This is a genomic window from Sphingobium sp. FW306-1B-F04DB (genome assembly GCF_058781925.1).
The window spans coordinates 1-19,129 of sequence record NZ_JBYSXE010000066.1; the positions used below are offsets into that span (position 1 = coordinate 1).

22 protein-coding genes and 2 pseudogenes are annotated in these 19,129 nt (G+C 63.4%); 12 read left to right on the forward strand and 12 right to left on the reverse strand.

Annotated features, from left to right (window positions below):
* Positions 1 to 356 (forward strand): annotated as a pseudogene (locus AC3WJD_RS19965) (IS110 family transposase); the annotation flags it as partial.
* Positions 357 to 402: 46 nt separating this feature from the next.
* Here AC3WJD_RS19965 and AC3WJD_RS19970 read toward each other — a convergent pair.
* A pseudogene (locus AC3WJD_RS19970) lies at positions 403 to 678 on the reverse strand (winged helix-turn-helix transcriptional regulator); the annotation flags it as partial.
* A gap of 55 nt (positions 679 to 733) precedes the next feature.
* Here AC3WJD_RS19970 and AC3WJD_RS19975 point away from each other — a divergent pair.
* Together AC3WJD_RS19975 and AC3WJD_RS19980 are read left to right on the forward strand one after the other, a co-directional pair.
* On the forward strand, positions 734 to 1,063 hold the full coding sequence (locus AC3WJD_RS19975) for a nuclear transport factor 2 family protein (protein WP_492748508.1): 330 nt from the start codon (positions 734 to 736) through the stop codon (positions 1,061 to 1,063).
* Positions 1,063 to 1,842: an SDR family oxidoreductase gene (locus tag AC3WJD_RS19980; protein WP_492748509.1), complete on the forward strand. Its 780-nt coding sequence runs from the start codon at positions 1,063 to 1,065 to the stop codon at positions 1,840 to 1,842. The genes AC3WJD_RS19975 and AC3WJD_RS19980 overlap by 1 nt, the downstream gene beginning before the upstream one ends.
* A gap of 380 nt (positions 1,843 to 2,222) precedes the next feature.
* Here AC3WJD_RS19980 and AC3WJD_RS19985 read toward each other — a convergent pair whose 3' ends face one another.
* Entirely contained in the window at positions 2,223 to 3,206 is a 984-nt protein-coding gene (locus tag AC3WJD_RS19985; RefSeq protein WP_492748510.1) for a PAS domain S-box protein, read from the reverse strand.
* A gap of 381 nt (positions 3,207 to 3,587) precedes the next feature.
* Here AC3WJD_RS19985 and AC3WJD_RS19990 point away from each other — a divergent pair, with 381 nt between their 5' ends.
* From AC3WJD_RS19990 to AC3WJD_RS20015, 6 genes are all read left to right on the forward strand, one after another.
* A complete protein-coding gene (locus AC3WJD_RS19990) occupies positions 3,588 to 3,845 on the forward strand; it encodes a GlsB/YeaQ/YmgE family stress response membrane protein (protein WP_492748511.1) in 258 nt (85 codons plus the stop codon).
* 270 nt (positions 3,846 to 4,115) lie between these two features.
* Positions 4,116 to 4,589 (forward strand): Hsp20 family protein, encoded by a 474-nt coding sequence (locus AC3WJD_RS19995; protein WP_492748512.1) that lies wholly within the window; start codon positions 4,116 to 4,118, stop codon positions 4,587 to 4,589.
* Between the two features lie 1,040 nt (positions 4,590 to 5,629).
* Entirely contained in the window at positions 5,630 to 6,160 is a 531-nt protein-coding gene (locus AC3WJD_RS20000; protein ID WP_492748513.1) for a hemerythrin domain-containing protein, read from the forward strand.
* A 20-nt stretch (positions 6,161 to 6,180) separates the two neighbouring features.
* Complete coding sequence (locus AC3WJD_RS20005; protein ID WP_492748514.1) at positions 6,181 to 6,546, forward strand: PRC-barrel domain-containing protein; 366 nt, start codon at positions 6,181 to 6,183, stop codon at positions 6,544 to 6,546.
* An 80-nt stretch (positions 6,547 to 6,626) separates the two neighbouring features.
* On the forward strand, positions 6,627 to 7,073 hold the full coding sequence (locus AC3WJD_RS20010) for a hypothetical protein (RefSeq protein ID WP_492748515.1): 447 nt from the start codon (positions 6,627 to 6,629) through the stop codon (positions 7,071 to 7,073).
* 11 nt (positions 7,074 to 7,084) lie between these two features.
* Positions 7,085 to 8,119 carry an IS110 family RNA-guided transposase gene (locus AC3WJD_RS20015; protein ID WP_492748516.1) on the forward strand — a complete coding sequence of 345 codons (1,035 nt, stop codon included), beginning with the start codon at positions 7,085 to 7,087 and terminating at the stop codon, positions 8,117 to 8,119.
* A 384-nt stretch (positions 8,120 to 8,503) separates the two neighbouring features.
* On the opposite strand, the gene AC3WJD_RS20020 is transcribed toward AC3WJD_RS20015, so the two are convergent.
* From AC3WJD_RS20020 to AC3WJD_RS20050, 7 genes are all read right to left on the reverse strand, one after another.
* A complete protein-coding gene (locus tag AC3WJD_RS20020) occupies positions 8,504 to 8,962 on the reverse strand; it encodes a DoxX family protein (protein ID WP_492748517.1) in 459 nt (152 codons plus the stop codon).
* A gap of 12 nt (positions 8,963 to 8,974) precedes the next feature.
* Positions 8,975 to 9,709, reverse strand: a complete 735-nt coding sequence (locus AC3WJD_RS20025; protein ID WP_492748518.1) for an HvfC/BufC family peptide modification chaperone — start codon at positions 9,707 to 9,709, stop codon at positions 8,975 to 8,977.
* Positions 9,702 to 10,535: an MNIO family bufferin maturase gene (gene bufB / locus AC3WJD_RS20030; protein ID WP_492748528.1), complete on the reverse strand. Its 834-nt coding sequence runs from the start codon at positions 10,533 to 10,535 to the stop codon at positions 9,702 to 9,704. Before bufB ends, AC3WJD_RS20025 begins: the two co-directional genes overlap by 8 nt.
* Positions 10,536 to 10,540: 5 nt before the next feature.
* Entirely contained in the window at positions 10,541 to 10,819 is a 279-nt protein-coding gene (locus AC3WJD_RS20035; RefSeq protein ID WP_492748519.1) for a BufA1 family periplasmic bufferin-type metallophore, read from the reverse strand.
* A gap of 110 nt (positions 10,820 to 10,929) precedes the next feature.
* Positions 10,930 to 12,075 carry a patatin-like phospholipase family protein gene (locus tag AC3WJD_RS20040; protein ID WP_492748520.1) on the reverse strand — a complete coding sequence of 382 codons (1,146 nt, stop codon included), beginning with the start codon at positions 12,073 to 12,075 and terminating at the stop codon, positions 10,930 to 10,932.
* A gap of 10 nt (positions 12,076 to 12,085) precedes the next feature.
* Complete coding sequence (locus AC3WJD_RS20045) at positions 12,086 to 13,342, reverse strand: NAD(P)/FAD-dependent oxidoreductase (protein WP_492748521.1); 1,257 nt, start codon at positions 13,340 to 13,342, stop codon at positions 12,086 to 12,088.
* 148 nt (positions 13,343 to 13,490) lie between these two features.
* Positions 13,491 to 14,288: a 3-hydroxybutyrate dehydrogenase gene (locus tag AC3WJD_RS20050; RefSeq protein WP_492748529.1), complete on the reverse strand. Its 798-nt coding sequence runs from the start codon at positions 14,286 to 14,288 to the stop codon at positions 13,491 to 13,493.
* Between the two features lie 314 nt (positions 14,289 to 14,602).
* On the opposite strand from AC3WJD_RS20050, the gene AC3WJD_RS20055 reads away from it, so the two are divergent.
* The 3 genes from AC3WJD_RS20055 to AC3WJD_RS20065 all read left to right on the forward strand — a co-directional run bounded on the left by AC3WJD_RS20055 (position 14,603) and on the right by AC3WJD_RS20065 (position 16,372).
* Positions 14,603 to 15,031: a cupin domain-containing protein gene (locus AC3WJD_RS20055; protein WP_492748522.1), complete on the forward strand. Its 429-nt coding sequence runs from the start codon at positions 14,603 to 14,605 to the stop codon at positions 15,029 to 15,031.
* Positions 15,032 to 15,168: 137 nt separating this feature from the next.
* Positions 15,169 to 15,564 carry a carboxymuconolactone decarboxylase family protein gene (locus AC3WJD_RS20060; RefSeq protein ID WP_492748523.1) on the forward strand — a complete coding sequence of 132 codons (396 nt, stop codon included), beginning with the start codon at positions 15,169 to 15,171 and terminating at the stop codon, positions 15,562 to 15,564.
* A gap of 208 nt (positions 15,565 to 15,772) precedes the next feature.
* Positions 15,773 to 16,372, forward strand: a complete 600-nt coding sequence (locus AC3WJD_RS20065; RefSeq protein ID WP_492748524.1) for a DUF5694 domain-containing protein — start codon at positions 15,773 to 15,775, stop codon at positions 16,370 to 16,372.
* 4 nt (positions 16,373 to 16,376) lie between these two features.
* Here AC3WJD_RS20065 and AC3WJD_RS20070 read toward each other — a convergent pair whose 3' ends face one another.
* The 3 genes from AC3WJD_RS20070 to AC3WJD_RS20080 are packed head-to-tail and all read right to left on the reverse strand — an operon-like array spanning position 16,377 to position 18,785.
* Positions 16,377 to 17,273, reverse strand: coding sequence for a LysR family transcriptional regulator (locus tag AC3WJD_RS20070; RefSeq protein ID WP_492748525.1), 897 nt, complete (start codon positions 17,271 to 17,273; stop codon positions 16,377 to 16,379).
* Between the two features lie 33 nt (positions 17,274 to 17,306).
* Positions 17,307 to 18,266, reverse strand: coding sequence for a YeeE/YedE thiosulfate transporter family protein (locus AC3WJD_RS20075; protein WP_492748526.1), 960 nt, complete (start codon positions 18,264 to 18,266; stop codon positions 17,307 to 17,309).
* A gap of 9 nt (positions 18,267 to 18,275) precedes the next feature.
* Entirely contained in the window at positions 18,276 to 18,785 is a 510-nt protein-coding gene (locus AC3WJD_RS20080) for a DUF302 domain-containing protein (RefSeq protein ID WP_492748527.1), read from the reverse strand.
* Positions 18,786 to 19,129: the final 344 nt, after the last annotated feature.

The window sequence follows — 19,129 nt, forward strand, 5'->3', positions numbered from 1 at the left end:
AGACCGACGCGAATGACGCCGACGGCCTGGCCCAACTGGCTGAAGCTGGATTTTACAAAGCGGTGCGGGTCAAGTCGCTCGAGGCCATGTTGACCCGTACATTGGTGGGCGCGCGGAACCGGCTCCTGGATGTCTCAACTCAGCTAAGCAATCAGATCCGCGGTCTGATGAAGACGTTCGGTCTCATCGTACCCCCGGGCAAGGGCGCCGTGTTTAATAGCAATGTCCGGGAGCTTCTCGACGGAAAGGACAGCCTGGCACGGACCATACTGCCCTTGCTCGAGGCGTGGCGCGATATCCGTAAGCATGCCGCCGATCTTGATCGCCAATTGCTCGCCACCGCGCGGCAAGCGCGGGGCACATCGCCTGACCCCACGCGGTAAGGCTATATTCGACCTTGGGGGGCACCTGCGGATAGACGGTCCGGACGACAATGCCGTCGCGTTCGAGTTCGCGAAGCTGCTGGATCAGCATTTTCTGGGACACGGCCGCAATGGCCCGCTCCAGTTCTGAAAAACGCAGCGTGCCCCGGTCGAAGAGATGGAAGATGATCATCATCTTCCATCGCCCCTCCAGCACGCGGAAGGCGACCTCGACTCCGCTTGCCGCCATTTCCGGGGTCACGTCTTCAACCTTACCTGTAGGTGAGTACCCTACTTTTTTGTCTGTTCTTGCCATGAGTGCAGTATAACACCATTTCGCCTCTGTTCTAGAAGAGCAGAGGAGGCTCGCTATGAGCGCCAAGCTACCCGATCGTCTTGCTACCTATTTTTTCGCGCAGAACGCGCATGACGTAGAGGCCATGATTGCGTGCTTCGCGCCCGACGCGGAAGTGCGTGACGAAGGCCATGTCCATGGGGGCGCGGAGGTCGTGCGCGAATGGAAAAAGGACACCGTCCCCAAATATGGCGTCAGCGTTGAGCCGCTCGACATCAGCGAGAGCGATGGGCTGACGATTGTCAGCGCCCGGGTCGCCGGTAACTTTTCGGGAAGCCCGGCCAATCTCACATACAGCTTTGGCCTCTCGACCGATGGTCTGATCCGCACGCTGGCGATCCGCTGATGGCCAGCGCACTGGAACTGGAGGGCCGGCGCGCGCTGGTCACCGGCGGAACCAAGGGTGTGGGCGAGGCGGTGGTCGCGGCGCTCAAGGCGGCGGGCGCCGAAGTGCTGGCAACGGCCCGAATTCGCCCTGACAATCTCCCCGAAGTTGATTTTGTAGCCGCGGATGTCGCGACGCCGGAAGGGTGCGACAGCGTGGTTGACGCAGTTCGGGCAAGGCTGGGCGGTGTTGACATCCTGGTCCATGTCGTCGGCGGTTCCTCCGCGCCGGGTGGAGGGTTCGCAGTGCTCGATGACCGCCAATGGCAAACGGAGCTGTCGCTTAATCTATTTCCGGCCGTCCGGCTCGACAGGGCGCTTGTGCCATTGATGCTGGCGCAAGGATCGGGTGTCGTCATTCATGTCACTTCGATCCAGCACCAGATGCCGCTCTACGAATCCACGACGGCCTATGCAGCCGCCAAAGCGGCGCTTTCAACCTACAGCAAGGCGCTGTCGAAGGAGGTGAGCCCGAAGGGAGTCCGTGTGATCCGCGTTTCACCCGGTTGGGTCGAGACGAGCGCCGCCACAGCGTTGATCGAGCGCCTCGCAGCAGAAGCCGGCACCGACAAGGAAGCAGCACGGCAAGGGCTCATGGCCTCGCTCGGCGGCATTCCGATTGGGCGTCCTGCGAAACCGCGCGAAGTCGCGGACTTGATCGCCTTTCTCGCCTCGGACCGCGCGGCGTCGATCACAGGCGCCGAGTACGTCATTGATGGAGGGACGGTGCCGACTGCCTGAATTGGAGTGTCCGGCACCATGGGGGAACCGGGCGGCGGGGCGAACCTCCGCTTCTGGGGCTGTCCGGACCGTCGGGTGCTGGCGCGGCCCCCGCAATTCAGGAACGACAACGCGACGGCAGGCACCAACAAGTCTGGCGTTAAGCTCGTCCGTTTCGTTTCGCCAAACCCGCCGCTCATTCATGAGGCCTTGAGCTGCGGCTGGAGGTCGTCAGCTGCCGTCTGCAGCTTTGCGCATGTCAAACACGGCGCTCACGTCGCCGCGACCGGCGTTGAGCGGCCGTCAAGCAGGTGTAAGAGCATGGTGACCGGGGCGCAAGCGGCTCGATTTCGGATCGCGCGCCGCGCAGCTGGAAGCCAGTACTCATCGCCGCGCCTGCATCAGATCGCCAGCTGACTTCGCGGCAAGCGGATCGTGACGACGCGCTCGCCATTCTGCCAGGACTTGTCAATTATACCGCCCAGACCGCGCAAAGCGGCGTGCAGCAACTCGGTTCCAAAGCCTTGCTCCCCGTCCTTCTCCCTGCCCCCACGCTCCTTCCAGTCGATGACGATGGATTCATTCCGATGGGTAATCCCGACGACAAGGCGGCCCTCGGATCTGGACAGGGCACCATATTTGACTGCGTTGGTGGCGAGTTCGTGAAGGAGAAGTGCGAGCGAGGTCATAGCGCGCCGGCCAACCGCAGCGTCACTCGCGCCAACCTTTACACGGCCGTCTCCGAGATAGGGAGCCAGCACGGCCTCGACGACGTCACCCAGCGCGGCGTCCGCGTCCTCTTCCCCCGGACGGTGGAGAACCAGCTGCTGAGCAGCGGCAAGCGAGGTGATGCGGTTGCACAGATCGTCGGCGAATTCAGGAACGGTTCGCGCCTGGCGCCGGCTCACGCTGATCAGCCCCTGCACGATCGACAGCAGGTTCTTGATTCGATGCTGCATTTCACGAACGATAAGCCTCTGATCCTCGGCGTGCCGTATCCGCTCACCAATATCACGCGCGATTTTGGAGGCCCCGATGATCGTCCCGGCCGCGCAGCGTACCGGCGAAACCGTGACCTCGACATGGACCGGGGCGCCATCGCTGCGACGACGGACGGTCTCGAAACGATCAACACGCTCACCGGCCCGCAGCCTCGCGATGATGTCGCTTTCCTCGTGAAGCCGATCTTCGGGAATGATCAGCGTTATCGACTGGCCGACTGCCTCTTCGCTAGAGTAACCGAATAATTTCTCGGCTCCAGCGTTCCAGCTCGTGATGATGCCGTCCAGCGTCTTGCTGACAATTGCATCTTCGGAATTCTCAACGACCGAAGCAAGCCACGCGCCGGAATCAAGTTGCGGATCGGACAACGTCGATTGGCTCATGATCCCTCGCTCGTCAGCGCATTTCCCCGCACAGCCGACAGGAGCTCGGCGAGGTCCGGCAGCCACGGCGGGTCACACCGGAGACGAAACAATAGAAGAAGCATCTGGCGACGACAACGCCCTCGGGCAGGTCTCGGGGTATCGCCCTGGCGGGCATTACCGGCAGCGCCCGCCGGGCATACGCCCTCAACGGTGCTGGTAGCTGCCCGACAGCCAACATTCGTGCAAGGCGCCCAGAGCAGAGAGGCCACGCCGAAGACGCGGTCGCTTTGGTCTCAAGGCGGGAAGCCCAAAAGCCTGCACGTGCATGGGAACCGTTGCGGGAACGAAAGAGTCTATTAGCTCGCGGTCCAGGCGATCAGAGCAACATTGGAGGATGTGATGGGGTTGATTATCATATTGATCGTGGGCGCTCTCGTGGGATGGGTTGCTGGCATGATCATGCGCACCGGCGGGGGGATTTTGTTCGACATCGTGGTCGGTATCGTTGGTGTCCTGATCGCCGGCTTCCTGTTCGGTGGCGGTGCATCGATAATCAACGCGCCCCTCAACCTCATAGCAGTGCTCTATTCGCTGCTTGGGGCAATCATACTGCTGGCGATCATGAAGCTGATCAGGCGGGGTTCCCCCGGAATCTAGGCCTGCAGCAATTCCACGAATTGCCGCGGATACAGGACACCGGCCAATGATCCGGCACGGAAGGTACGCCTGGGATCTGCCTGTTACGCAACGAGTTGGAACCCGAAAGCGCTCCGGATTGATCGGCCGCTTCACTGCCTCTTGACGCTTCGCGAAGCCTTCCTAACTCATATTTGCCGGATGCCGATCCGGGGTCCGGCTGGGTCAAGGGAGCGCCGGCTCTCTCCGGCGCATCTCATGCCCAAATTGCTTCAAGAGGAGGATTTGGAAATGAGAACAGCTTTTGATTTTGCCCCCTACAGGCGCTCGACGGTCGGCTTCGATCGCCTTTTCGATATTCTTGAGAGCAGCATGCGTTCGGATGCAACGGAAGGCTATCCGCCCTTCGATCTCGAACGCGACGGCGAGGATCGCTATCGGATCACGCTGGCGGTGGCCGGTTTCAGGCCCGAGGATATCGAGATCGTCGCTCAGCAGAACCTGCTCGCGGTGACCGGCAAGAAGGCGGAAGACAAGGATGAGAGCCGCTATCTCCATCGCGGGATCGCGGCACGCCCCTTCGAGCGTCGCTTCCAGCTTGCCGACTTCGTCCAGGTTCGCTCGGCGAGCTTCGATCATGGTCTCCTGACGATCGTGCTCGAACGCGAGGTGCCCGAGGCCATGAAGCCGCGGCGCGTCGAAATCTCGGATGCGCCGGCGACGAAGCAGATCGAAGCTTCCGGAGATGAGCGTCACGCGTCCTGACAGGCGCGTCGCCGCATCAGACTTGTCCAGAACCAGAGCTGTGCCGGAGCCCCTCGCTCCGGCACGGCCCACGCTCATGCGAGGAGAAAATGGGAGAGAATGATATCGCCTATTACAAGCGGCGACTGGAAGAAGAGGAAAGCCGTGCGGCCGGCACCGAGTGCCCCGCAACCAGATGCGTCCATCTCAAGCTTGCGCGGCTATATCGAAAGCAAATCGAAAAGGAGACGCAGGCGGGCCAGGAGCAGTTGGCGGTTCCGGAAATCGAGGCTGTTGGTCATCGGTGAAAATGGCAAGGGCGGGATCGCGCTTTGTCCCGCCCTTGCCCTTTCGAGGGATACGCGGCTAGGGATCAGGCGAGCTTGCGCACGCCGGGCTCGCGCGCCCAGTATCGTCGTGAATGCGAATGCCCTGATTGGTCGTCAGATGCGCTTCGGGCTTGTGGGGCCCTTTGCGCGGCACATGCTGGTGCATCTCGCCGCCCGTGCCGGTCTCGATTTCATAACGGTCCTTCTGCGTTATGTGCGGTCTCCTTTTTCCGCCCGCCTAAGAGGAACCCGTGGGACTCTCGGTAAGGTCCGCTGTCCTCGGCACCGCTCATCGAAATCCGATCCCGGATAGAGACTGGCGCCTCACTCCCAACGTCTGTGCCCCGACAATATCGACGGAACATCAAGCCCCGGTGGCCCGTGCCGGCGGGCGACGCACCGGGGCCGGATTAACTTCGATCAGTACGATTTCATGCTGCGCGCTGGAAACTTCAGAGCACCTCGTCGGGTTGATGCAGTGCGGGGGCATTGGAGAGTGAGCGTTGCGTCAGGCACCCGGCTATTCGCGCCGTCCCACGCCCAGTTCACATGTCAGCCCGCCAAGGTCGGCCTGGTGGAGGGTACGCGCCGGTCAGTGCCGCCAGGCGGCCGCCCTGTCAGAAGACCCGGTCGTCGCATCCCGGCTCCTTGCCTTTGCCGATCACTACGAAAGGACCGCCGACACCGCACCGGTTGCCGGCACGCCAATCATCCAGCCGTCAGGAGAACCCAATGGCAACGAAGCAACCAGACGCGATCGCGCTGCTGAAGCAGGATCATCGGAAGGTCGAGGATCTGTTCGACCAGTTCGACAAGGCGAGAAGCGAACGCCGGAAACAGGAACTTGCCCAGCGGATCTGCACCGAGCTCATGGTTCATGCCGCGATCGAGGAGGAGATCTTCTACCCGGCATTGAAGGGAAAGGTCGATGAGGCTCTGATGTCCGAGGCCTATGTCGAGCATGACGGCGCCAAGGTGTTGATCGCCGAGCTGCTTCATTCGGACACTGCGGACGAATTCTACGATGCCAAGGTGACCGTGCTCGCCGAGGAAATCCGACATCATGTCAAGGAAGAGGAGCGCCCGGGCGAAGGGATGTTTGCCCAGGCGCGCGCAACGGACGTCGATTTGCTCGCGCTGGGTCGCGCGCTCGCCGAGCGCAAGGAAGCGCTTCTCGACGAGATCAGAACCGAAGGATTGCCGACACCCGTCACGCGGTCCTTCAGCGGCGCGGTCCTTGAACGCGGCGCCCCGCTCAATTGAATCAAGAGAGGAGAGACATCATGGGTGAATATCAAACGCTTTCGGGAAGCCGTACCATCGCTTCCGACAAGGTCGAGGGAACATCAGTCTATAACCGGCAAGGCGAGAAACTCGGCAGCATCGGCCGCTTCATGGTCGACAAGCTCAGCGGCAAGGTCGATTATGCCGAGCTTTCCTTCGGCGGGCTGTTCGGTCTCGGCCAGGATCACTACCCGTTGCCTTGGGATGTGCTGAGCTACGATGAGAACAAGGGCGGCTATGTGGTCGACCTCGCCAAGGAGGTGCTGGAAGGCGCGCCGCGTTATGCCGCCGACCAGGATCAGGTCTATGATGACGACTATGGTCGGCAAATCTACGGCTATTACAACATACCCTATCCCTACTGAAACTCTCTCGACGGCAGACATTGCTGTTCCGATGCGCGCGTTCGTCTGGCAATGAACAAACGCGCGTCCTCGGCTGAACGATGATGTCGGTCTGCGGCCGGTCGGCCGGGACCGTGACGCTCTGTGCCGGAAGCGGTGATCCATCGACGCTGCGCGTTTGCGGCCGCGCCGAAACGGGCAACGCCGTCAGCGACATCATAAAAAATTTGAGCATGGCCCAATATCGCATCGATGGAGCCCCTTGCCGCTTGTATTTCGGATGCAACTATATCGCCAGGGCCTTTATGTTCAACGGAGAGCGGACCTCTGCAGCGTCGATCAATCGGGGGGCCGGTACGGCGGCGCTCTGCGGCACCTGCCCTGTGCGCTGCTTCGCGGCGGTACGCAGAATTCTTCGAATGCTCGCAGACAGCTTCCACCGACAGCTCGGCCGTTCCCGCGCTTCGCACCTGCTGCTGAAAGCTGATGGGGTGGACGCCCCCCGACGGCATCGATGTGCCAAAGTGGAGGTGTTGAAACACCACTGAGGGAGGCGTCCGTGTCGCAGGTTACCACAATCGGTCTGGATATCGCCAAGAACGTTTTTCACGTGCATGGCTCTGATGAGCGCGGTGCGATGGTTTTCAGTCGCAAGCTGACCAGGAGCAAGCTGCTCGACTTCTTCGCCGATCAGCCGGCGCGCATGGTGGCGCTCGAAGCGTGTGGTGGCGCGCATCATTGGGCGCGCGAGTTGCAGGCGATGGGGCATGAGGTGCGGCTGATCCCGCCAGCCTACGTGAAGCCGTTCGTGAAGCGGAATAAGAACGATGCGGTCGACGCGGAGACGATCTGCGAGGCGGCACAGCGTCCCGGCATGCGCTTCGTTGCGGTGAAGAGCAAGGAGCAACAGGCAGCAGGGCTCGTGTTCCGCACGCGCGACCTGCTGGTGCGTCAGCGCACCCAGCTCATCAATGCGATCCGCGGTCATCTGGCGGAATATGGCTGGGTCGCGCCGCGCGGGACGGCGCACATGACGATGTTGGCTGACCTTCTCGAGGATGAGGAGATGGTCTCGACTCTGCCGGAGGCGGCGCGGCCCATGTTCAAGCTTATGGTCGATCTGCTGGCCGAGCTCGACAAGCGGATCTCCGTACTCGACCGCGAGATCGCGCGGCGCGCGAAGGAGGACGAGGCAGCGCGCCGACTGATGACCATTCCCGGCATCGGTCCGATCGCTGCTACCGCCATTATCGCGCTCGCTCCACCGATCGAGACCATCCGCAAAAGCCGTGACTTCGCCGCCTGGCTTGGGCTCGCACCGCGTCAGCACTCGACTGGCGGCAAACAGCGGCTCGGCAGCATCTCGAAAATGGGAGAGCGCACGATCAGGCGGCTGCTCATCATCGGCGGCAGCTCGATGGTGCGCCAGGCGTGTCGCTTCGGGGCGCCGGCCGGCTCCTGGCTGGAGCAGATGCTCACGCGCAAGCCGCGCATGCTTGTCTCGGTCGCGCTTGCCAACAAAATGGCGCGCATGGTCTGGGCTCTGCTCACCAAGCGGGAAGATTATAGAGCTCCGGCAGCGGTCGCGGCGTAAGCCGGGACGGCGGTCAGAGGCGTCGGGGACGTAGGCGGTCGAAGGAGGGTATGGCACAACAGTCGGTAAGACGGGACCGGAAAACCAGTGAATGGCGTAGCGCTAACCAAGCGCGCAAAGCCGATGTGGATCCGGTCCGCGAACTCCCATACTGGCCCGCAGCCGAAGGCTGCATCAGAGGCCGGACAGACGAGAGCATCTGACTACGTGTCTGACCTCATTTAACGCTTGCTTCTTCAGGGGCGTCCACAGACGCCATACATTCAGGTTTCGACGCCGGGAACGACCAAAAGACCGGTCAATCCGCCTTTCAGCCAAAGATTTGAAATGTAGACAATCGACAGGCCGGGCTGCAGTGACACCGCAGGCCACCGTGCGGCGTCATCAAGGGATTCGAAGACGATGATCGAGCGATAGCCTTCCGCCTCCGAGAGCAATCAGCGGCAGCAGCAATCCTGCCCAGCTCAGATGCGTCGGCCAGGCGTCGGGATAGACGAAAAGCTGGATCACGAGCGTCATGCCAAGCAACGCGGTCGCCGAAAGCCGTGTGAAGAGACCGAGCACGAGCAGGGTCGGGAAGATATGCTCGGCTGCGGTCGCGAGATAGGCGGCGATGTCGGGCGGGATAACCGGCAAGGCGTATTCGCTGCGGAACAGCTCGAAGGTGGAATCGGTTAAGGTGAAGGCACCTTCCACCTTGGTGCGTCCGGACAGGAAGAAGATCGCTGCCACGCCAAGGCGCTGGACGAGCAGCAGCAGCGAGAGCGGCAACGTCGTGTGCGCTGAATCAGCGTAGATCTGGAGCGGATTTCGAACCCGACTCGGTGAGGAAGCGGTGGCCATGCGATGATCCTTTCAATGCGAAGACGACGCGAACAGACCTGTGGCGACAAGCGATGCGAAGAGCGCCCCCACATCGGCGTCGGGATAGAGGTTGAGCGTCGAGACTGCGCTGTCGCCCACGCTTTCACCGACAAGAATGCCGCAGAGCATGCGGTGTGCAGGCCGATCGATCGCGTGCGCTTCGACGCGGTCAAAAGGACGAACCAGCAGCGCCCCGCCCGCCGACCATTGCACGACGATCTCGCCTGGATCGTCCACCTCGGCATGCGCAAGCCAGATCGCCATGGCGGGCGAGGTGAACCAGCCGAACCGGGTGGCGGGGTGCAGTTTCAGCCGGAGCCGCGTCCACTGCGTGGGTTCGATCGCGCGGAGCTCGACGGGGTCGAGCGGCGGCGCGTCTGCGGCGAACAGCGCCTCGATATAGAGCCTGTCGATCTTGGCGACATCTGGAAGATAAGGGAGCTGAACCACTATTTCCCGGGTTTCAAGAAAGTCGGCGAAGCGTCGGCCATAGGTTGCAAGCACCGGGCTTCGCGGCGGGTTTGCCCGCGCGAAGTCAGAAGCCAATGGCGTGAAGAGATCGTCGCCAATGATTTTCCGTACCGTCGGGAAATTGGCTGCAAGCGCTTCGATCGCTCCAAGCATGGAGGTGTTGCGATAGACCGCAAGCGCCGAAGGCGCGGGAGCTTCAGCAGAGCCTTCCACGGCAGCTGCGAAGTCGCGCTGGAAACGGGCAAGGTCAGACATGCGCCGGCTCCGCGTTGCGCGCTGCCAGAATGGAGGCCGCGCGTTCGGCCTCGGCGCGCAGCGTTTCGAAAGCGGGCAGTGCCGCATCCCATTCGATGAGCGTCGACTTTGGTCCGGCCCTCGCGACAAACCGCTCGTACAGAGACCACACGCCGCCATCGACGGTGCGGTCATGGCTGTCAATCAGCAGGTCAAGCGCCGCATCGGCACTGTGACCCGCGAGGTGGATCTCCCCGACATAGGCTGCCGGAAATGCGTCGAGCCATGCGGCCGGATCGAAGCCCAGATTGTGCGCGCTGACCGCGACATTGTTGATGTCGAGCAGTAGGCCGCAGCCAGAGCGCCGCGCGAGTTCGCCAAGGAACTCGGTCTCGCTCCAGTCGTGCCCGGCGATTGCGAGATAATGCGACGGATTTTCGATCAGGATAGGGCGCCCGAGCGTGGTCTGGGCGATGTCTATGTTGCGCACAAGACGCGCCAAGGTCTCGTGGCTGCGCGGGACCGGCAACAGGTCGGGGAAATAGCGCTCGCCTTGCCGCGACCAGGCGAAATGCTCCGAGACAAGGAAGGGCTCGAACCGGTCGACGAGGCGTTTGAGCGCGCCAAGGTGTCGTGCGCATGGATCATCGGCGCCAGCCAGCGACAGCCCGACGCCATGCAGCGAGAGCGGCTGCGCCTCGCGAAGCGCCTGAAGCGCGGCGAGACGCGGACCGCCGTCCACCATATAGTTTTCCGGGTGAACCTCGAACCACAGCTCCGCCGCGGGACAGGCCATCACCTCTCCGAAATGGTCGAGCTTGAAGCTCAATCCCGCCGACGGAGCCATGATCGTCACCGCTTGATCGGGGTGAGCGAGCCGTTGCCCTTGGGCGTCTTGATCTTGGTGCAGGTGCCCTTGGCGACATATTTCCAGGCATTGCCCTGATAGTCGGCGCGCGACGTCCCCGCGCAGCTCGTGCCCGCGCCCGCGGCGCAGTCATTCTTGCCGGCAAGCGAGATGCCGTAGCATTTGTCCATGCCGGGTTGCGGCTTGACGGGCTCGGCCATGGCCATCGCCGAGCTGAGCGAGGTGAGCGCGATCGCGGCGGTTGCAAGGTGAACAGTCTTCATCGTCCAGTTTCCTTCAGGCACCCAGGGGAATGGTGCATTGACAGCCTAGCCGTGGGCGGAGCGGCGGTTGACTGCCGGTTGGGTATCGTGTCGATGCACCCGGTAAATGGTCAGACGGCGGCTGCGGTCGTCACCATCTCGCCGCCGGAGGCTTCGTGGAGGATGAAGCCTTCGAGCGGATCGGCCTCAAAGCGCCACGGCGCCTGTTCCAGCGTGCGGGAGGTGTGGTCATATCCCGCCTGCCAGCGTGCGCGGATTCCCGACGGGCTGAAGTCGATGTCCTTGGAATGATCCTCATAGTCGAGCGCGGGCGCGAGCAGGCGGATCACATGCATCCGCGTGGGGCAGCCATAGGCGGCGAGATCGGCGACATCGGCGTTGCGGCGCCGGTCTTCAGGGATCATCGCGGCAAGCTCGGTGATGACGTGCCGCAGCTTGTGGAGCTGGCGCTGGCGCTTGATGTGCGCGGCGGCGCGGCTCGAATATTGCACGTCCTTCTGGCGGTTCATCACCTCCCAGATCGTTCGCGGCTCGTCGCCATGTGGATTCCAGATATGGACCGCATAGACCATCGAGTCGCGGCGTGGATTGTCGTCGAAGACGACCTCGACGGGTGTATTGGACAGGATGCCGCCGTCCCAGTAGAGCTCGTCGCCGATACGCACGGCCGGAAAGGCGGGCGGGAGCGCGCCCGAGGCCATGACATGGCGCAGGTCGAGCGGCATGTCGCGCGAGTCGAAATAGACCATCTCGCTGGTGCGGACATTGGAGGCACCCACGGTCAGCCGCACCTCGCCCGCATTGACGCGATTGAGGTCGACGAGATCCGCAAGAGTCTGGCGGAGTGGCTCGACCGAATAATATCCTGCTCCCTCGGCGCCCAGATTGGTGTGCGGGCTGAGGAACGCCATGGCATTGGGCGTAAAGAAAGCGGGGATGCCGCCCGCGATCGCGGTCCAGTTGCGCGCCGCTGCGGACAGCTCGGCGGGCAGCATCTCGTCGAAGACATGGCCGTGTTCGACGCGCTTCCAGAATTCGCGCAGCCGGTCCATCCGGTCGCCCTTGCCGCAGCCTGCGATGATCGACGCGTTGATCGCGCCGATCGATGTGCCGATCACCCAGTCGGGCTCGATGCCCGCCTTGTGCAGCGCCTCGTAGACACCCGCCTGGTAGGCGCCGAGCGCCCCGCCACCCTGGAGCACCAGCACCTGCTGGCCCAGCGCCGAAAGCTCGTCTCGAAGGGTCTTGTTCGTCATGTCCCGTTCCTCAGCGTATCTGCGCCGGATCGCCCGTGATGAGCCGCGCGCCACGTTCGAAAGTGAGGTAGTTCCAAAGCCAGTTCGCTCCGACGACAAATCGGTTACGAAAGCCGGCCAAAAAATAGATGTGCGCGACGCACCAGAGCAGCCATGCGGGAAAGCCCGAAAGGCGGACGCGCCCGAAATCCATGACGGCACGGCGTCGGCCGATCGTCGCAAGGTTGCCTAAATCGCGGTAGCGAAAAGGCCGTATCGCGCGCCCTTCGATCGCCGCGGCTATGGCGCGCGCGACATGACGTCCCTGCTGCTTGGCGACGGGCGCCACCCCGGGCAGCGGGCAACCGTCGGCGCCCCGGCATGCCGCGGTGTCGCCGATCGCGAAGATGCGGCGGTGTCCCGGCACGCGCAGATCGGCATCGACATGGATGCGGCCCGCGGCATCGCTGCTTGCGCCGAGCCATCGGGCGGCAGCGGAGGCCTCCACGCCCGCCGCCCAGACCATCGTCGCGGCCGCGATGAAATCAGATCCGACAGCGACGCCTTCCGCGCTGACCCCACAGACCGGCGCGCCAAGCCTCACTTCAATGCCCAGCTGCTCGATCGCGGTCCTGGCCTTGGCCGACAGGATGTGGGGAAAGGCTGAAAGCAATCGCTCGCCGCCCTCCAGCAGCACAATTCGCGAGCAATGCGGCGTGATCCTGCGAAAATCGCGCGACACCGACTGGCGCGCGAGCTCCGCGATTGCGCCCGCCATCTCGACTCCCGTCGGACCGCCGCCGATGACGACAAAGGTGAGCAATGGCTTTCGGCGATCGGGATCGGCTTCTGTCTCGGCGCGCTCGAGCGCGAGCAGCACGTTGCGCCGCACCGCCGTCGCATCGTCAATCGTCTTGATGCCGGGGGCATGGGCAGCCCATTCATCGTGCCCGAAATAGCTGTGCCGTGCGCCGGTCGCGAGGATAAGCCAGTCGAATCCGACAGGCGCGCCTCGCTCGAGCAGCACGCGTTGCCCATCGATGTCGCCCCCCATCGCGCGATCGAGCAGTACACGCGCATTCGCCTGTCGCTTCACGATCGCACGAATTGGCGCCGCGATGTCGGCGGGCGAGAGCCCGGCGGTCGCCACCTGGTAGAGCAGCGGTTGGAAAAGATGATGATTGCGCTGGTCAATGATCGTGAGGTCGACCGGCGTGCGTGCGAGTGCTCTTGCGGCCGAAAGTCCGCCAAAGTCGGCGCCGACGATCACGACATGGGGGCGTGCCATCACGGCCTCCGAAGTTCTGCAAGCTCTGCGAGCACCCCGCCAAGCGGCGCGCCACGCTGGCAGAGCTGCGGTGCGGGCTGCGGCCGTGGGCGGAAGATGTGTGCGACGACCGCCGGAATCCGCGGGGAGGCGAGGCTGTTGTCCATGGTCACTGCGCCGTCCAGCCGCCATCGACGGGAAGCGCCGTCCCGGTGATCGATGCCCCTGCATCGCTGCACAGGAAGAGGGCCAGAGCGCCAAGCTCGTCGACCTCGGCGAAACGCTTGCTCGGCTGCGCCGCCAGCAGCACATCGCGGATCACCTCCTCGCGCGTGATGCCGCGCAGCTTAGCGGTGTCCTCGATCTGGCTGTCGACGAGCGGGGTCCAGACATAGCCCGGGCAGATGGCATTGCATGTGACACGGTGCAGCGCGCCTTCGAGACCCACGGTCTTGGTCAGACCGACGATCCCGTGCTTGGCCGCCACATAGGCTGACTTGAAGGGCGAGGCCACCAGCCCGTGCGCGGAGGCGACATTGATGATCCTGCCCCAGCCTGCCGATTTCATGGGACCGAAGGCGGCGCGGATCGTATGGAACGCCGCGGACAGGTTAAGCGCGATGATCGCGTCCCATTTGTCCACGGGCATGCATTCGACTGGTGAGACATGCTGGATGCCGGCATTGTTGATCAGGATGTCGACACGGCCGAGCTGGACGATGCTGTCCTTGATGAGCGCGCGGGCGCCTGCGGGATCCATCAGGTTCGCCCCGTTGTAGACGATCGTCGATCCGCTGGCGTCGGAGAGCGTGGCCCGCCTCTCCTCGATCTCGTCGGGATCGCCAAGGCCATTGATCACGACGTCCGCGCCGGCTGCCGCGATGGCGCGGGCAATGCCAAGGCCGATTCCGCTCGTGGATCCGGTGACGACGGCTACGCGGCCACGAAGCGTGTCGGGCGCGGCCATGGGCTGCGTCGCATGCATGTTCATCTGCTGATCTCCAGTGACAAGCCGGTCCATCCGGCGGTTCAGGGCGATCATCCCCGAGAGCGGCGCACAGCTGAAATGCCTTTCATGCATCGACTCCATGCCGACAATCGAATGGTAGCGCCCGGCCCCCTGCCACAGCTTTCAAGGGCGTCACGAGGCGGTGGCGGGCAGACGAACGGGCCCCAAACGCTCCCTGAAGACCCAGCTCCGCGCCCGTCCTCGCCTCGTGGCAGCCCCGCTTACAGACAAAGGAACTGGCAATGCTGAACTTGACCCCAAAGAGAATGGCCGTGGCGATCATTGCCGCAGGCGCCATGGCCGGATTATCCTCCCCCGCCTTCGCCGATGCATGCGACGCGAATGATATGCGGCCCAATGCACTTCCGGGCGCAGCGACCGCCCCCAAGGACGTCACCGACGACGTGATCGGCTCGATCGATCTCGGTAAGGAGATCGGCGTCGCGGGGCGCGACCTTCGCCTTCGCCGGCTTGTGCTCCAGCCCGGCGGCGTCGTGCCGCTGCACAGCCATGAGGGCCGTCCCGCGCTGATCATCACGGTGAGCGGCGAAGTCACCGAATATCGCAGCAGCTGCGCCGCGCCGATCGTCCACCAGGCGGGCGAAGTGTCGCGCGAGGCCGAAGGCATCTCGCACTGGTGGAAGAATACCGGAAGCGTGCCCGCAGTCCTGCTCTCGGCCGACGTCAAGGCGCAGGACTAGGTCAACCTTGTCGCCGCTCGGGCTTCGCCCTGGCCCTGGGCGGCGGAACCGGCGCCGTCCCCCTTGCGGCGCCGCATGGCGTGACGCTCCGCATTTCACAATGCGGAGCGTCACCTGTCCCCGGGAGATGCTGCCCCATGTCCGACGCCAATGATCGTTATCGCCGCGGCGTCGAACTGATGCGCCAGGCCGGATGTACGGGCATCGAGGCGATCTCGAACAAGGTCGCCGAGGTCGCGCCCGACTTCGCGCGCATGATGATCGAGTTCCCTTTCGGTGATCTCTATGCCCGGCCCGCCGCTGACATGAAAACCCGCGAGATCGTGGCCATATCGGCGCTGGCATCGCTCGGGCGCATTCCCCAGCTTCGCACGCATGTTGCAGCAGCGCTCAACCTTGGTGTCAGCCAGACGGAAATCGTCGAGTTCTTGATGCAGGTCTCGATTTATGCAGGGTTCCCATCGGCGCTGAACGCCCTGGCGGAATGCCATGACCTGCTGACAGGGGACGGAAACGATGAAATGGATCGTTAGCATCGCTGCTTTCGCCTTGTTTGCGTCTGCTGCGGCAAACGCTTCGGAACCGGCGCCGATCGAGGTGATGGTGCATGGGACCTATCATTTCGACAATCCCGGCCAGGATCTCAACAACGTCCGGGCGCAGGATGTCCTGACCGCGACGCGCCAGCGCGAACTGGAGGGTCTCACAGAGACGCTGGCAGCGTTCCGGCCGACACGGATCATGGTAGAGCATTCCGATCCGGAGCTGATTGACCGACGTTACGACGGCTTTACTTCGGCGATGCTGCTGCGCGAACGAAGCGAGACGGTTCAGATCGGCCACCGGCTGGCACATCGACTCGGCCTGACCCGCGTGGACGCGATCGATGAGCGGGCAGAGGCGGGCGAGCCAGATTATTTCCCCTTTGATGCGGTCCGGGCAAGTGCCTCACGCAACGGCCAGGCGGCTATGCTCGATCAGGCAAACGCGCCAATCGCGGCCTGGACGCGGGCCTTTGACCAGCGCCAGCAAAGCTCAACGATTGCGGCGCTTCTCGCGGAAGTGAATGCGCGCGACTTCCTCGGTGGCAACGAATTCTATTACCGAACACTGCCGATCGGCGACGCGAACGACCAGCCGGGCGCCGTGCTGAACGTCATGTGGTACATGCGTAATGCCAAGATTTTCGGCAAGCTGAGGCACTCGGCTCGCCCCGGCGACCGCGTGCTTGTCATCTTCGGGAGCGGGCATGCTTATTGGCTGCGCCACTTTGCCGATCAGGTGCCGGGATTCCGCAATATCGATCCGCTGCCCTATCTCAGACGCGCGGACGAGAACTGAACCATCAGGCCGCGCGCCTGGCACTCGCGGGCCATGCGAACTGCCGCGCCTCCCGGACGAACGCGCCAACCGCCGGCGAATGCGGTCGCCCGCGCACTGTGGTCAGATAGATGGTGCGTGAATAGCTCGGGTCGACCAGCGGCCTGACCACGAGATCTGCATCGGTGACCGCGAACTCGGGGAAAAAGCCGAGCCCGAGCCCGGCCTTGATCATTCCCTGAACCCAGTCGTCGCGCGGCGAGCTGAACACCTTGCGTAGATAGATGCCGCGGCTGTTCAGATCGGCGCGGACCGGCGCGAAAACTTCGCAGTTGCTGCGGCTGACATAGGGCTCGTCATGGAGTTCGACCGCCTTGATCGGATTGTGCGCGCACAGCCGATGGTTGGGCGGAAGCAGGATGACGAAGTTCTCATGGAAGATCGGAACCTGGTGAAGCGTGTCGGGCAGTTCCTCGGGCACACCGACAACCGCGATCTCGAGCTCTCCCTTTTCCAGCTTCTCGATCATCTGCGGGGCGCCCGCATCGATTACCGCGACCTCGATCTCGGGATGTGCCGCGCGGAAGCGGATGAGAAGATCGGCGATGAGCCTGGGCCCGATCGTGCACATCGTCCCGATGGTGAGCGTGGCCTTTTCCATCCGCCTGACCGCCTTCGCATGCTCGCGCGCAGCGCAGGTCTGGCTATGGATGGTCTCGAGATAGGGAAGCATCATCCGGCCAAGCTCGGAGAGATGCGTGTTGCCGCGCTCGCGATGGAAGAGCGGACCGCCCAGTTCATATTCGAGCTGCTGGATCGCACGCGTCAACGCCGGCTGGCTGACATTGCACTGTTCGGCCGCCCGCGTGAAGTTGAGCACTTCGGCGAGCGTCACGAAATAGCGGACCTGCTGCATCTCCATCCGCAAGGCCTCCTTCGCGAAGCGTCGCCATGATTACACGCGGCGAGCGATCGCGCCAGCAGCACTCAGCGGCCCTCGCGTCGCAATTCGCAACATTAGACAGATCGTGATGCACATGGTTGCGAAGGCCAGCCACGCATAGGGCCACAGCAGAGGCATTCCGACCAGGATGAGACCGTCATTGCCGCCCGGAATAAGTGCGCTTCCCGCCCCCATCATCGCGCCGCCCATGACGCAGCGCGCGACGCGTGCGGTCGTTGGCGCGCTGAAGCAGATTCTGTCTGCAGTCCACCCGCCAAGCACCGCACCCCCGAGCAAGGCCAGGAGCAGCAACAATCGCGGCACGAGCGACGTGGACATCCCGCGCGCGAGTTCGGCGAGCAGCTCGGTATAGGTCCAACTTCCCGCCGCGAGCAAAGCTGCGAGGAAGGTGATGCCGATCACCGAGGTTGCGACATGCGGCGACCAGACGTGAGCGGCGAGCTGTCCGCGCCGGATCGCTATCGCATGCATCATTAGCCGCGAACCGAGCAATGCGGCGACGAGAACCGCGACCCAGGACGGCGCCGTGAACACGCTCGATCCGCCCGCGAGCCGCATTGGGTCAGGGACGCTGAGCGCCACCAGGCTGCCGAAGTAGAAGCCCAGCGGTGTAGCGAGATAGACCCATTCGCCCGAACCGAGCCGCGCGATCGAGCCGAACACACAGGCGCGGTTCACAAAGGCGCCGAGGCCAAGCAGCATGCCGCCGCCGATGGTCGTGATGCCCGCCGCATATGCCGCAGGCATGATTGGCAGCAGGTTCGCCGCGTCCAGCAGGACGAGCCCACCGCCGACCCAGAGCGACGCCTCGACAAGCGCGATCAGCCGGCCGAAGCGCCGGGATTTCACGATCTCTTCCATCGCGGCGACGGTGCAGGTCGCGCCGCGCTGGATCGCGAAGCCCATCACGCCCACCGCGGCGATGGCGACAAGGAAGGCGACCGCGTCCATCGAGCGCGATTATTCGGCGACGGCCGACGCGATCGAGGCAGCAACCTCGCTCGCCATCCTGAGCTGCGCATCGCGGTCAGCAATGTCATAGCGATGCGCGATGAACGCGAAATCGGTCCAGGCGACGCTGACTGTGCCATTCTCATTCTCGAGCACGAGCATCCTCACAGGCCAGTCGAGACCCGCATAGGGATTGGACTGGAGGAACTGCACGCCGAGCGGCGGATTGCCGAACAGAATCAGGGTCGAGCGGTGGATCGGGACCTTCGCTTCAGCGCCCAGCGCCGACTGATCGATCGCGTCGAAAAAGCGAACTCCCTTCGCGGCGACGTCTGCCTTTAGCCGTGCAACCGTGTCGTCAAATCCATAGGCGCTGCGCACCGTCAGCACGCCTTCGGCGCGTTCTGCCGCCACGGGCGCGGCCGCGCGCGCGTCAGATGCGACCAGCGCGTTGCCGAGTAGGATTGAGGCGGTGCCGACAAATCCGATTGCCGCACGGCCCAGGAAGGAACGGGTCACCCTCGATAGCCTTGTCATGCCAATGCCTTTCGCTGAGGCTCGCGAGCATCTGCGAGCCGGCGCAATCTCTGCGAAAATGGCCGTCCAGGATCATCCCGAGATCACATGGGATCGATGCAGCCCGCGCATAGATCCGTCGAGAAGTGCGCTCACCAGACTGCCGGCTTGCTCAAGCCCAGCGTTGCGCGGGCAGCCGTCAAGCAAAGATGATTGCGGCGTGAGCGATGAACATGGGGTCTACCTGCTTGTCTGCTCCGTTGGACAAATCAGATGAAGTCGTCTAATCGCGCGCTATAACGCAAGTCCTTTCTGGTTGATCGTTTGCCGGGTGCATGGTCGTCTTC